The organism is uncultured Paenibacillus sp. (assembly GCF_963515335.1).
GTDB lineage: Bacteria > Bacillota > Bacilli > Paenibacillales > Paenibacillaceae > Paenibacillus_I.
In genome coordinates this window covers 24490-38670 of the sequence record NZ_CAUPYC010000038.1, presented here as the reverse complement: position 1 = coordinate 38670, position 14181 = coordinate 24490, and the positions used below count along the sequence as shown (strand labels likewise).

Annotated in this window: 10 protein-coding genes; 3 read left to right on the top strand and 7 right to left on the bottom strand. The window is 53.0% G+C overall.

Annotated features, from left to right (window positions below):
• Positions 1-62: 62 nt before the first annotated feature.
• Complete coding sequence (locus RWM61_RS12980) at positions 63-605, top strand: copper amine oxidase N-terminal domain-containing protein (protein ID WP_314001395.1); 543 nt, start codon at positions 63-65, stop codon at positions 603-605.
• 26 nt (positions 606-631) lie between these two features.
• Here RWM61_RS12980 and RWM61_RS12975 read toward each other — a convergent pair whose 3' ends face one another.
• The 6 genes from RWM61_RS12975 to RWM61_RS12950 form a co-directional block, all read right to left on the bottom strand.
• On the bottom strand, positions 632-1357 hold the full coding sequence (locus RWM61_RS12975; protein WP_399538571.1) for a prolipoprotein diacylglyceryl transferase family protein: 726 nt from the start codon (positions 1355-1357) through the stop codon (positions 632-634).
• The gene (locus tag RWM61_RS12970) at positions 1357-1896 is read right to left on the bottom strand and encodes a TlpA disulfide reductase family protein (RefSeq protein WP_314001391.1); all 540 of its coding nucleotides are present in this window, start codon (positions 1894-1896) and stop codon (positions 1357-1359) included. The genes RWM61_RS12975 and RWM61_RS12970 overlap by 1 nt, the downstream gene beginning before the upstream one ends.
• A 204-nt stretch (positions 1897-2100) precedes the next feature.
• A complete protein-coding gene (locus RWM61_RS12965; protein ID WP_314001389.1) occupies positions 2101-3066 on the bottom strand; it encodes a hypothetical protein in 966 nt (321 codons plus the stop codon).
• A gap of 52 nt (positions 3067-3118) precedes the next feature.
• Positions 3119-4354, bottom strand: a complete 1236-nt coding sequence (locus tag RWM61_RS12960; RefSeq protein WP_314001387.1) for a hypothetical protein — start codon at positions 4352-4354, stop codon at positions 3119-3121.
• Positions 4355-4585: 231 nt separating this feature from the next.
• Complete coding sequence (locus RWM61_RS12955) at positions 4586-5665, bottom strand: F510_1955 family glycosylhydrolase (RefSeq protein WP_314001385.1); 1080 nt, start codon at positions 5663-5665, stop codon at positions 4586-4588.
• A 212-nt stretch (positions 5666-5877) separates the two neighbouring features.
• Complete coding sequence (locus tag RWM61_RS12950) at positions 5878-6426, bottom strand: hypothetical protein (protein ID WP_314001383.1); 549 nt, start codon at positions 6424-6426, stop codon at positions 5878-5880.
• A 238-nt stretch (positions 6427-6664) separates the two neighbouring features.
• On the opposite strand from RWM61_RS12950, the gene RWM61_RS12945 reads away from it, so the two are divergent.
• Together RWM61_RS12945 and RWM61_RS12940 are read left to right on the top strand one after the other, a co-directional pair.
• Positions 6665-7351, top strand: a complete 687-nt coding sequence (locus RWM61_RS12945; RefSeq protein ID WP_314001381.1) for a response regulator transcription factor — start codon at positions 6665-6667, stop codon at positions 7349-7351.
• A complete protein-coding gene (locus RWM61_RS12940) occupies positions 7348-8847 on the top strand; it encodes a HAMP domain-containing sensor histidine kinase (RefSeq protein ID WP_314001379.1) in 1500 nt (499 codons plus the stop codon). The genes RWM61_RS12945 and RWM61_RS12940 overlap by 4 nt, the downstream gene beginning before the upstream one ends.
• A gap of 170 nt (positions 8848-9017) precedes the next feature.
• On the opposite strand, the gene RWM61_RS12935 is transcribed toward RWM61_RS12940, so the two are convergent.
• The gene (locus tag RWM61_RS12935; protein ID WP_314001377.1) at positions 9018-14081 is read right to left on the bottom strand and encodes a GH32 C-terminal domain-containing protein; all 5064 of its coding nucleotides are present in this window, start codon (positions 14079-14081) and stop codon (positions 9018-9020) included.
• Positions 14082-14181 lie beyond the last annotated feature (100 nt).

Below are 14181 nucleotides of genomic sequence, written 5' to 3'. Positions count from 1 at the left end.
AATACTGAGAATGAGCGAGAAAACAGGAGAAAACATTACTTTATAGTGGGAGGTTGTTTAACATGAAGAAGAAATGGCTTGCAGCCGCCGGTCTCAGTCTATTGGTGCTATCGTCCGTTAATATGGCCTTGGCGGATAAGCCGATCAAGCTTTTCATCAACGGCAAAGAAATCCGTTCCGATGTTGCTCCTTATGATGATAAGGGTCGTGTAATGGTTCCAATCCGGTCCGTAGCCGAGGCGCTGGATGCAGACGTGAAGTGGGACGGGAAAACGAATTCGGTCATCATTGAGCAAAGAAACCAACCCGGCCCCGTCCAAAGCACAATCAGCACAGGTTCTTATTTGGATGCGATTATGTGGGGAGGCGTCACTTACCGGAAATCGCTTGAAGAGGTCGACAGCGATGATATCGGGGCCAAGATCGGCGAGGTAAAGTTCCAAATTGTCGGAAGCGGCAAGGACCCCTCGTATCAAATGCAAGACGGCGACGCTACGTTCTTGCCGAAAGGCACCGTGCTTCATGAAGTTAAAAATACGACAAGCATTGCGGCCAGCGTTGATGGAAAGTGGATCCTTTACACGGTCTTGCCGGTTCAAAAATAATGGGGCGATGGGTAAGTCAATTCCAGTTAAAGAGATTGTCGCTTCGGCGAATTCAAATATCGCATCGCGATCCCGACGGCAAAACCCGCGATGACGGTTATGACCGCGATGAGCTGAGCCTTCGACAGCTCCAATAAAACCGCCGCTTTCGGTTCGAATAAGGAGACGAACAGGCTGACGACCCCATAACCGACAAGCCCGTGTTGCGCCACCTTGCCTTGTCCTACAACAAGCCTTCTCAGACTCCAAGCAAGCGCGGCGAGCAGTATAAGCTTATAGACGTTGACCGGATGGTAACGGAATGCCGGATCCGAAATGGAAATCCCCCACGGCAGCGCCGTCGCCGTTCCGTACTGCCAATGGGACAGCAAAAACACGATCGATGCGGCAATCCAGCCTATGGTTAAAGTATCCAGTGTTATTTTCCAATCGATACTTCTTTTCCAAACGGAGTACACCGTGTACAAAAGTGCCGCGAGCATGCCTAATCTGACACCCAATGCGGTGCCGGGATAAACAATCAACGTAAAAGGGTTTGCCAATAAAGACGGGTCCGTAAAGGCCGGGCTGACTTTCCAGATCAATATACCCCAAATCAAGCCGTTCGACAGAACGTCTACGATTTGTAAATCTTCAGGAGATTTCCGTTTCAGCACGGCCTTCATCACCCAAAACGCGGCCAAAGCAGATATTCCCAAATACAACCAACTTAATCGAATCAGCAACGGCCCAAGCGACAGGACATCTACCATCAGACGGCCTCCCTTGACGCTTCGATCGCGCGAATGATCAGCTTTTCCAAGGTGTCGGGAGATGCGAGGCCTGTCACAACGTCCAGTATCTGTCCGTTTCCGTCTACGAAATAAGTCGTCGGTATCGATTTGATTTTGTAGCTTTTCGACGCGGTTCCCTTCTCATCCAGCAAGACGGGAAAAGTGAATCCGAACTCTTCGGCAAAGGCGGCGGCCCCTTTCACCGTATCGTCGGACGTTAAATTTACGGCATAAACTTCTATTTGACCTTTATACTTCGCATAAAGGCGCACCAATTCCGGCGCCTCTAGTCGGCATGGATTGCACCAGGAAGCCCAGAAATTGATAAGGACCGGTTTGCCGTTCAGCGAAGCCAGCGAATAGGACCCTCCGTCCAATGCTTTGAGCTCAAACTCCGGCGCTTGAAAGCCGATCCTCGCCGTCTTTTCTTTATTGATGCTGTTAGGCTGGAGAATGGCCGCCACAACCAGCACCCCGACCGCAATTAACAACAGCAATTGTTTTCTCAAATGGCCCATCTCCTTTGCCAGCTATGGTTATGAAGCTATCTGCCTATCCCGGATAACCATTTTGCTAATTTGTAGCCCAATAGCGCGATTACGGCAAACTCAAGGGCTACAAGCAAAGGGTGCATGTCGGGAGCGGCATTCGAATCCGAACCATGGGCCAGCGCACTCTGAGACAACAGAACAAACAACAATCCGGATAAACCGACGATTTTATTACGCATATTGTTCACCTTCCTTCAACTTTGAAGCCAGAAAGTATCCGGCTGCCGCCGCTGCCACCGAGCCGGCAGCAGCAAAAAGAAATTGAGCCAAAGTAAAAGAAGAGGCTTCCGCAATCCATACGATAATTGAACTTGCCAGTGCGGTGAACAAAAGTCCGATCATAAAATCGTTTCTTATTCTTTTTTGCCTTACCCATAAGTCGGCGATCGCCCCGGCAGCAAAGATGGCAGCGGGAAACGAAAATTCAATGGATAGCTTGGTCGGTGACCATGCCGCCCATACCAATACATGCGTAACGAAAGAAAGGAACAGGATAGGCGTAGCCCACGATTTTCCCAATTGAATCCACGATGCCGTCAGAACGAACCCCATAATTAACCCGATCAGGATCGGATAATAAGCGGGCACTGTGCTGAACCGGCTCTGGAATTGAGCGCCATCCACAAAAAATTCCGATAATGCGAATTGTCCGAAATTGACCGCAGCCGCCGATGCAAAGATATACCCAATAATAGAAACTTTTTGCCATAAGCCGGCAAAACCTACGGCAGATAGAACGCCTCCGAAAATCGCGAGCAAGTGGGGAGGACTCCATATGCTGACGTCGAAGCCGACTAAATCATGATAGACCATATCGAACAATCCCGCGCACAACTGAAACAGCGAGCCGGTTCCAGCCAACGCTAAGCCGCTGCTCCCCGGAATTCGCGCCGGCGCGAACCGACCAATCTTGTTGCATTGCAGCAAAACGTAAGAAAGCACTAACATGCCGTTAAGAAAAATGCTCGCATACAGGACGGCGTGCGGAAGCGTAAAAAATGTCTCCACCCTCTGATCCGCATGCCACCATTCATCGAAATAGGCGGCTGCGACACCCAGGTACAGCAATATCGTACCTGAGATAAGCAATAGCTTAAGCATCGGATCGTTCCTGAACGTCATCGCGTCGATTTTCATCCCGTAGCCTCCAAAACAATTAGTGTCGTTAAAACAGCCAACAAATGAGCCGTTATACGGCCTTGCATATTTTATGCAGCACGGAAACATCGAGTCCGAATTTGCACATCGCATCGCAGTCGCAGCGCAAATCTTTAAACAAGATGTACGAGATCGACAAGGTATCCAGATTCCTGAATGAAGGACGCAGAAGCTGGGCCTTGATTTCCCTCTCTCTGCTTTCCGGCGCAACGAGATAAAAGTGGTGATTTCCTTGCACGGATATGGATAGATCATTCAAGCGCAATATTCCGGAGTAAATGGAAGTGCTCTTCTCGACTTCAAAACCGCTTACGATGGTATTGTTCTGATCTAACCAAAGGACATCGATCAGCGACACGGTTTCATATACAGGTTTTGTCAGATAGGGCAAATCCAGCTCTTTGAGCGAATACTCCCGCAGCCGCTCGCCGTTCCACTCCCGATTGTGATCATTTCGGGCGATCCACACCCGGTAACCCAACGACCTCCCCAATTTAGCCAGATAGTATTGCATTTCCGTATGCGTATTCTCTTCCAGCTCATCCTGCATCACTTCTTTGTGTCTTTTGGAATTGGCCTTTGTTTGCTTCTCGCGGTCGCTCTCCAGCACTTGTACGGCATTCTCCGCAATGACCATACGATTTGACCCGATCTCGTACAACAGCCCCGCAATAGCGCCAAGATCCTTGGAAAGCGCATCGCGGTAAAGCTTGTTTTGTTCCATAACGACGTCCCGCATTTCCAGATAAGCCTGCCAGGAGCCCAGCTTCATTTTTCGATTGAACAGCACATTAAACCCGTTAACAATGGCCGTGTTGAAAGGCGGAAACAGAGTGGGATGCAGAAAATACAGCATATTGGCGACGGCGGGACCCAGCCCCTTAATGCCGAGTCCGTCAAGCTTGTGAATTTCCGCCAAAACCTGAGCTTCACTCGCCGTGTCCAGGCATGCGCTCAAAAATCTTCCGAACGCCCTCTTGTTCACGTCATTCTCATAGATATCGGGTATGCGCAATTTCGGCTTCCAAAAGAAAGCATGCGCGGCTCCCTCGAACAGCTGCTTTTGCTCCGAAATGGCGGTAATGACCGTCTCCAGACTGGAGCCTTTGAAGTCATTGCCGAATTCACCGGCTTCAATCTCTCGAATAACGTTCAGCAGACTTTTTCTTATCGTCCGAAACCCTTTCAGTCTGCTGTCGTCATTCAAGAACCATGTATGGTAAACGGATTCCACATCTTCTGTGTAGGAACGGATAATGTTGTCCAACCTGCGCCTCCTATGTACTCTGATTCCGCTGAAAGTCCGCGAGCGTTGCTTCATCGGGTCATCCTAACTTTATCACAAGTACATTTGGATTAGAACGGGTTGATCCTCTATTTTCCTCTAATATTGCTCATTACAAATCCACTTTGAGGCAATGTCGATTCGACAAGCGAACCGCGCGCATAAGAAAAAAGCCGCCCAATGGTCGGGCGGCGTCATGCTGTCGTCAGTGAACTATTCTTTTTGCTGCAGCGAAATCGTCCGGCCCTGGCTTGCAATCCGGGTCCAACTCTTTCCTTGATCGTTCGATAAATACATATCGCGATTAAAGGTTGCGAAGGCATATTCCTTTTCGTTTGCCGGGTTTTGCGCGAAATAGGCGATAGAATCCTCTGTGAGCGCGGGAATCACGAGCTCCGTCGTCGTCTTGGTGTTCACGTCCACTCGAACCAGCACGGCCCCCGACTTGTATGCTCCCGCGAACAAATCTCCCTGTTCGGTAAAGAACAGAGAAGTCACCTGGCTTCCGGGCAGCATTGCTTCAAAGGTTTGCCCATAATCTTTGGAGAGATACAATCCTTCCGAAGACCCTATAGCGACAATCGCGTCGTCGGAAGGATGTACGGCAAGCGCAATCGGCTGCCCGGCAACTCCCGCCGCGCCGCTTTTCGTCCATGTTTTCCCTTCGTCCAGGGTATAGTACAGCCCGCCGGAATCGAATGCGGTTTTTGAGCCGGACATAGGCATCGGATCCAACGCGTAAACGGTGTGCTTCCGGTAGCTGGCGCTCATGAGATGAAAATCGATTTCTCCATACGATGAGAGCGGCTCGAAACTTTTTCCTTCGTCCGTACTTTTCACCAAGCCGAAAGGGTTCTTCGCATTCGAGCCGGGAGCCGGGTGGCCGCTGCTGTAATACCCGTCGTCGACCGCGGAAAAGCCCATATAATCATGTTTTTCTCCCGGCCCCTCGGACCAGGCCCCCTGTGAATAAACCTTGATACCGTTATGGGCAGGGATGTACAATCGCTGTCCGTCCGGTGAATAGCCCAATCCGTGAATATCCGATAAGCTGTATTCCTTTGGACCGCCGCCCGCAAAGGTCACAGCACCGCTTACAAGCACGCCGGCCAGCGATGCGATCCAGGCCAGCCTCAATCGGTTGGAACGTCGGCTCCATTCCACCCGTTTTGACCGGTCGTCTTGTGTTCTTGCATGCAAGAGCCGCTTCACTTTATTTTTGGCGGCCAGCTCCAACGCGAGAAACAATGCAAATAACACAATGGTGACAATGAGCAGATACATGGTTGTCATTCGTGACGCCCCTTTTTGCGAATGTAAAAAAGCGAATCTGAAAAATTGTTGCTTGAGACGTGATGTCCGTCCCGTACAAACCATTATAAAGCCCGTTTCGTAATATATCAAAAAATGTGTTTGAAAATTGATCAATTTGTGTCGTCCGCATCGTGATCTGAACAGCAATAGGAGGGTCGCCCCTCGGAGCGACCCTCCTATTGCTGTTCACATTACGCGGATGTCGAGGAACCGGCATCGCCGACTTCTTCTTCTTCTTCCCCGCGGTCATCGCCGTCAACGCCGTGTCCGCCGCGGGAGCCATGGTCGCCGCCGCTGCGGCGATCTCCTTTGCCCTTAAACGTGCCGCTCACGATTTCCGCAGCCTTCGTGGCGAGCTCGGCCTTCTCCTCATCATACTGCGCCCGAGTGATCGCACCGTCCGCCAGCCGCTTGTCCAGCCCTGCAGTCAGCGCTTTTGCAACTTGTGCGGTAACGTCATCGACGCTGACCTTTTGTTCGCCGGCGATCGACGCAAGCGACTTGCCGGACTTGAGCTGCGCGGCGAGCTCGTTGGCCGTAAGGCCCAGCAGCTTTGCCATATCCGCGTTGTTGAGCGCCGCCGCTTCGAATTGACTATGTCCCGGACCGCCTTTTCCTCCAAAGTGCCCCGCGATCTTCTGGACCGCTTCCGCCGCATTGACGTTCCCTGTCAGCCATGTGCCGCTGCCTGCCGCTACAGCAATAGCCACCACGCTTGCCGCCACTAAACTTTTTTTCATTTTGCTTTCCTCCTGAAACGGTTGATTTTGTTGTACAACTGCATCATATCCGGGCCGGCTGAATTTCCGCTGAATCCCGGCTTAAGGTTTTCTGACCGTTCCTCGGCCGCCAGGATTCTGTTACACTACTGATTAAGGAGAGGAACGCTTGTTTCAGTCGCGGCTCAGTGAGCATTCAGCGAACGTTCAGCTTGGCAAAGTATAATTCATTCATGCGACGACCTTTGGAGGCACTACGATGAATAACGACAAAAATGTACGGATCTTGCTCGTCGACGACGAGCCGCATATTCTGCAGTTTTTGGAGATGGGACTTGTCGAGGAGGGTTACCGGATCGCAACCGCACCGGACGGCATGACCGCCGTCAATCGCGCCGGGGAGTTCCAGCCGCACGTTGTCGTATTGGATGTCATGATACCGGGCATGGACGGATTCGAGACGTGCCGGCTCCTGAAAAAAAAAGGCGCGGACATGGCCGTGATCATGCTTACCGCTAAAGATGAAGTTGAGGATCGGGTTAAAGGACTCAAGCTGGGGGCGGACGACTACTTGGTCAAGCCGTTCAGCTTTGACGAATTGCTCGCACGCATCGAGGCCAGACTTCGGAACCAGTTCCCTTCCCTGTTCGGCGAAGTGGCGCTCGGGCCGTTCCGGCTGGACGACCGCCGCAGAGAAATCGTCTTCATGGACAGGGTGCTGGAGCTCTCGCCAACGGAATACGATTTGCTCAAGTATTTGGTCATCAATCACGGGATCGTCCTCAGCAAATCCAAGATACTCGATGCGGTTTGGGGCTATGATTTCGGGGGCGAGGAAAATATCGTCGAGGTCTATGTCCGATCGCTAAGGGAGAAGCTGAACGACAAGGAACACCGGCTGATCCGCACGCTGCGCGGTGCCGGGTACAGGGTCGATCTGCCATGAACGGCGGGCGGCGCCCTTTTGCCCACTGGTTGAACCGCCGTTCGCTCCGCTTTCAGCTGTTGGCGCGGTCGCTCCTCATTCTGGCCGCTTTGTTAATGCTGATCGGGGTGCTGCAATACGTACTTATGAAAGATTTTCTATACCGGAATGAAGCGGAATCGATGTCCGCAGCGGCCAGAGGGCCTCTGAAGGATATCATGGAGCGATTCGGTTTCGGAATCCAGCATGACAATCCCGGCGGCGCCAACGACGGAGCGGAGAAGCCGCGGGGCCCGGTATTTTTTCTGGAGAACACTTCGTTTGCGTTTATCGGCACAGACGCCGGCTTCATCGATATTACCGGAGCGAACAACGGCGCCATATCGCCACAGCTGTCGGAATCGGACTATACGAATGTGCTGACAACTAGGCGTTCTTCTAACCCTTCGCAACCGTACCGTGTCGTTCGCGACGCCGAAGGCACCGAGCAGCTGCTTGTTTTTCGTCCCGTCGGGGGCCCGGGCAGCCTGAACGGGATCATTCAGATCGGCAAGCCTACCGCTCCGCTCAAAGCCGTGGTGCTTCAGCAATTGGTCATATTTGCCGTGCTTTCGCTGGGGGCGCTGACCGGCGGCCTGGCCTTGTATTTGCCGGTGCTGCGGCGCACGCTGAAGCCGTTGCAGCAGATGGTCGCAACGGTGGAACGGACCGACGCGGGCAATCTGGACGAACGGTTTCCTGCCCGGCAAGGGCAGGAAGAGATCGACCGGCTGGCGGAATCGTTCAACGGCATGCTGGGCAGATTGGCGGCGTCATTCGAGGCTGAGCGCGAAGCCAAAGAACAGATGAGTCGGTTTATCGCCGACGCTTCCCACGAGCTGCGCACGCCGCTCACCTCGATTCATGGATTTATCGAGGTGCTGCTTCGCGGGGCCGCAGACAAGCGGGAACAGCTGTATGCGGCGCTCAACAGCATGCACGGCGAATCCACCCGCATTAAAAAATTGGTGGAGGATCTGCTTACGCTGGCCAAGCTCGACCGCGCTCCCGGGCTCATGCCGCGAGAGACACGGCTGGATGAAGTCATCTCCGAGATGGAGCCGCATCTTCGCATGCTGGCCGGAAACCGAACGCTCCGGTTCGACCTGAAGGCCGGACTTGCAGGGATGTACGATCCCGATAAGATTAAACAGGTTGTGTTAAACCTGTTTCACAACGCTGTGCAGCACACGGACCCGGAGCGGGGATTCATTGCGGTGACGCTCCGGTCGGAGGGGAGCTCGGGCTGCATAGCGGTAACGGATAACGGTCCGGGCATCGCAGAACTGCACGTGCCCCACCTGTTCGACCGCTTCTATAGAAGCGATGCATCCCGTACACGCAAACATGGCGGCGCCGGCTTGGGACTCTCCATCTCCAAGGCGATCGCGGAAGCGCATGGCGGAACCATCGAAGTCAGCAGCGAACCGGGCCGCGGCAGCATCTTCACGCTGAGCCTCCCGCTAACCGTTGCATAAGCATGAAAACCTGCAGACTCATGCGTCTGCAGGTTTTTGGCGGCGAGCCCTAGCGTGATCTCTTGCCCGGTGACTTCCGGCCATTGCTCGCCGAACCGGCGGTCGGCATGCAGGTCGCCGGCCGCCAACTCCAACGCTGCCGTTGCCTCATACCGAACGCCTAAGTTGTTTCAATCTGCCCCCTTAGCTGACCAGGCAAAAACACCGTAGTCGCCGGCTTTGAACGTCACGGCGCCTTCTCCCCGGTTATACTTGGCTCCATTAATGACAATAAGTTTTCCTTGTTGATCCAATTGATAGACAATCAATCGCTCAACTTCTATACGGCCAACGGGAATGACAATATCAACAGGTGTACGTCTTGTTGATCGTTCAGGCAAGGCGTTCTCGCTGTAAGCCCAATTTATCATGACAGCCGGTCGTTCGCCGATTTTCTTCCGAATCTCGTCGGGATATTCGTTTGTGTCCGTTCTTTTGACAGTCAATATCCACTGACCGCCGTCCTTCGCCTGGTTCTTGAAATCCTCAATCGGAATAGAGGCATTCGCTAAACCGGTCTCTATCCTAACTGACTTTATTTCGCCGGCTGGCTTATCTTGTAGAGACGGAACAGATACCAGCACCCTCACCTCCTCTGCTTCTGCGGCTCCCGTAACCTTGACCTCTAACTTACCGTCCTTCACGATTGAAAGCGCCTCCGCAATTATAGCTCCGTCAATCCACGCGATTGCGGTATTTCCTTTGGGAATAGCCGCTACCGTAATGACGCCACGCTCCACAACCGGAGGAGGAACGATCCGAATCTGTGTCGATTCTGCAATGCCGGATCCGTCATTTCCCTCAGCCATCACTTTCACGGTTCCCGCCTGATAAGCACGCAGCAGGCCCTCGGGACCAATGCCGGCAAGTTCGGTCGGAGTACCGTCCACGTTCACGACAGTCCACGTTACGGAGGGATCGGTCGCTGTCTCCGGCTGTACGGATGCCTTCATCTGCAAGGTCTTTCCCGCTGTGACCGCGGTCTCCCCGCCTTCTCCGAATATTTCAATCGACTCTACAGGAACCTCGGTCTCCTTGATGATTCGCCATCGTTGCAATGCGGAACCATCAAACTCTCTGATCACTGCCGCCGCACCCTCAACCGCCTCCAACGCTTTGCCGCTGTTAACGGCTTTCAGCGAAACGGTACCGTCGTCAACCGGCTCCAGGTACCAGCGTTGATTGCCGAATCCGAAGTTACGCCAGATCTGTACGGCCGACCCATCGGAACTTCCCGATGCGTCAAGCGCCTTATTGCTGCCGGCCCCAATCACCGAGTAAGAGCCGTCCTCGTTTGCAACGAGGAACCACCGTTGCTCCACCGCTCCGAGGTCATCAACAACTCTGACTTGAGAACCGTTCATTTTGCCTGAAGCGGCCAACACTTGTCCGCCAGCGCTCACAATGCTGTATTGCGATATAACCTCCGATGCGGGAACATCAGCATATACGTTCTGATAATAAGCCCTGCCTCCAAACACATTCAACCCGAAATACCCGCTGGAATAGCTGATGTCGTTGACATCCATGACCGGTTCGGAGCTTCCGTCGAAATAGACCTTGATATTTGTGCCGTTCGCCACGATTTTGGCATGATACGTTTGACCGGCCTTCACATTCGTCGGAACGGCGGCCAATACCTGGTTGTCCTGAAAATAGCCGTTGTCTTTATAAAACAAACGAAGCAATTTCAAATTGGGATCGACGTTGAAATAATAGCCATTCAAGCCATCCGGGCTCGCCCGGAAGATTAAAGATCCGGCGCCGCCTTTTTCATCCAGCTTAAGATCCGCTTCGTAAGTAAAGTTGGACGCACGGGTATCGGACATGTAATTGGCGTCCTTATCGAAGGCGCCTGCAATCCCGTCGCTCGTCGTCACCCATTGCGCACGAGGGAACGATGAGAAACCGGACAGATTCGTCTTGAATTCCCCAACCTCGACGGTTACGGAGCCTGCAATCCCTCCTGCCTCTGTAACAGCTGTGATCACAGCTGTTCCAACGCCTGCACCCGTTATATCGGCGCTGCGCATATCGCGCCGTACAACGGAAGCCACCGCGGGGTTGCTGGAGCTCCAGTTCAATTTTTTGTTCATCGCTGAGGTTGGAAGAACAGCCGTGTATAAGGTTTGAGTCTGCCCTGCCGCCAATTCAAGTTCCCTGCGGTCCATAACGACTTTAGCCGGTGTTGAGCCCTCGAAGGTTTCATTCTTCCATACACTCTTGAGCGGATACACATTAAGCGAGACGACTCGCACATTTCCGCCTTCGGAATAGAAGCTCATCCCGTCACGCGCGGAATCCGGAAGAATAATGTTCGAGAAAACAGCCTTGCCGTCGTTCCCGAACACCTCCACGGACGATTCGTCCACGTAAATGCGCAGCTTGATCCGGTTATCTTCAGGCTGCAATTTCGCCTCTTGGTACAGCATCAGGTTTTCCGTGTAATCGATACGCCCTGACGCGGAACGGTCGACAAACAGCTTGGATTCGTCAGCCCGATACCCGACAATCGTCTGCTGGTCGCCCAATGCGCGCAATTTAAAACCGAATGCCGTGGCGCGATCGGTTTCCGGCAGTTCGATCACCGCTTCGATCTCGAAAGCCGTACCAAATATGTCCTTTAATAGATTCGTGCCGTCAGGCGTTACCGCAACATCGCTCCAGGAGTCAGCCGGGCCGCGCAGCGCATTCAGCTCCGTGACGGGCTCCTGCACAAGACGGATCCCTTCGCCCGGAATGTCCGTCAGCTTCAACTCTCTCGGAATGGACATTTGCCCTTTCCACGGGTACGTAGGAAAGCTGAACGGGTAATTCCAATTGGACATCCAACCGATTTCGATCCGTCGCCCGTCTTCCTCCATACCCGCAAAAGTCGTCGCCGCGTACATGTCTCTTCCCTTTTCATTCCGGAGTACCATAGGGGCCGGATTATCGCTTATGAATCTTGTGCCGTCAAATTCACCGACGAAATATTCCGAATCGGAACCGTTCGTTTCGGGCCTGGCCCCCGTACTGATCATAAGCACCCATTTCTTCCGGTTCGGATCGCCGTCTACAGGCAGCTGGAAGAAATCCGGAGTCTCCCATACGCCCGCGTTGTGCAAGTAATCCCCGTATCCGAACGATTCAATAGGGCTCCAATTAAGCAAATCCTGCGACGTGAAGAATCGGATGTGATCGCCGCCGGAGACGACCATGATCCATTGGGAGCGCGACTCATCCCACACTACCTTCGGATCGCGAAAATCCCAATCCCCATCGACACCGCCGATGTTGGGGATAATCGGATTGCCGTCATAGAACTCCCATGTTCTGCCCTTGTCTTTGCTGAATGCGACACCGATCTTCTGATTGCCGTTCCACTTTGCCGGGTTGAACGAGGTATAGTAGGCGATCAAGCCGCTCTCGCCATTAAACAACCCTGACACATCATTCAGGTCTGCCACGGCCGAACCTGACCACGCGTGTCCCATTTCATTCCAAGGAATCGCGATCGGCAACTGTTTCCAGTTAACCATATCCGTACTGACCGCATGCGCCCATTTGCCGCCGTCCTGATAAAAGAGGTGATATTCGCCTTCATAATAGACCAGGCCGTTCGGATCGCTTGCATATCCTCTTGCCGGCGTAAAATGATACTTCGGCCGATACGTTTCACTATAATAGTCATCCCATGCGGTGATGTACACATTTTGGAAAAAAGCCGTACCGTTCTGCACGCTTAACCCCGTTAAACCCTGGATTGCCTCCCCGTCGGTGACGGAAACGGTCTGCGCCATGCTGCCGTCTACCATAACCTGAATACTATTGCCTTTCGCCGCAATCTCAAAATGATACTTCTTCCCGGGTTCTACGTTCATGTTAATGATGCCCAGCTCACCCCCGTCGCCCGCCTTCAGCAAGCGCACCTGATCGGACGCAGGCTCCAGCACGACCTTATAACCTGACGTTCCGGCCGAATTCGAACGAAGAAGCACGGCCGCACGGCCTTCCGGCGATCCCGCATCCACCTTCAAATCTGCGGTCAGCACGAAATCTTCCCCTGTGCTCGCAGAGATATACGATGCGTTTTCTCCACCTGAACTCACGCCTTTCATTCCATCGATCTGTTCGCTCCAAACACCGCCGATCTCTGTCCAATCGGCCAAGTTACTGTAGAAGGTGCCTGATTCAGCCAATTCGCGGAGGAATACGTTCTGAAAAACAACGCCGCCGTTATATACCTGCAGTCCGGCCCGTCCGCCCGAATAAGCTGCATCGTTCGCCGTTATCCTCGGCGTTTGTTCGTCGGCAAGAAACACTTCGATAACAGAACCTTTTGCTATGATCCGTACACGGTAGACCGTTTGCGTGTCAAGCGCAACCTCGCTCGTACCGAGCGTACGATCGCCCAGGCTGTCATACAGCCTTATCCGATCCGCATTCGGATCGACCTGCAGCGCATAGGCTTGCGAACCGTCGGCATTGGAGCGAAACAATACGGAACCTACCGCATACGGATCCATGATCGTCAGATTAGCTTCATAGGTGAAATTGACCGCATCGATCTCGGATACGGCAATGGCATTCTGTTCCGGCGGCGATGCCGCATTTAATCCTTGTGACACGGTCTTCCAAGTTCCGTTAAACATAGTCCAACCGCTCAAATTCGTCTCCATCTCATAAACCGCGATATTGGAGAAATAGGATTTGCCGTTATAACTATGGAGTCCGATCACGCCTTCCGCATACACGGTATCCTTGGTCGAAATGGCGAGGTTCTCGTTCAGGTAAGCCCGAATATATGGGCCGTCGGCTTGAACCTTTACCCGATAGCTGACCCCCGGCTCCAAAGTCGTGCTGTAGGGCGTTCCGACATCGGCGCCGTTTCCGTAATTGAATAACCGCAGACGATCCATATTGGGATCAAGGCTCAGCACATAGCCGTTGGAACCGTTTACATTGGACCGAAAAACAAGTGACGCCGTGCCGTAAGGGGTCCCGGCGTCCACTTTCAAATCCACCTCATAGATGAAATTCGTGCCCACCGTGGTCGTGGACATGTTGAATGCATTCGTATCGGCTCCGCTGTCCCCGGCAATACCGGAAGCCGGATCTCCGCTCCATGTGCCGGATACCGGGACGAATGGGGCAACATCCGCGGCTTTCGCTTGCCCGGGAATGCCGATGGTGATCAGTGAAAAAACGAACAAGAGGCTCACTGCACCCTTTAATCTTCGAAAGCTTCTTTCTAAAATACGCGATAACATACCAATCCGGCCTCCTATACGCCTTCATTATGAAAGCGCTTAA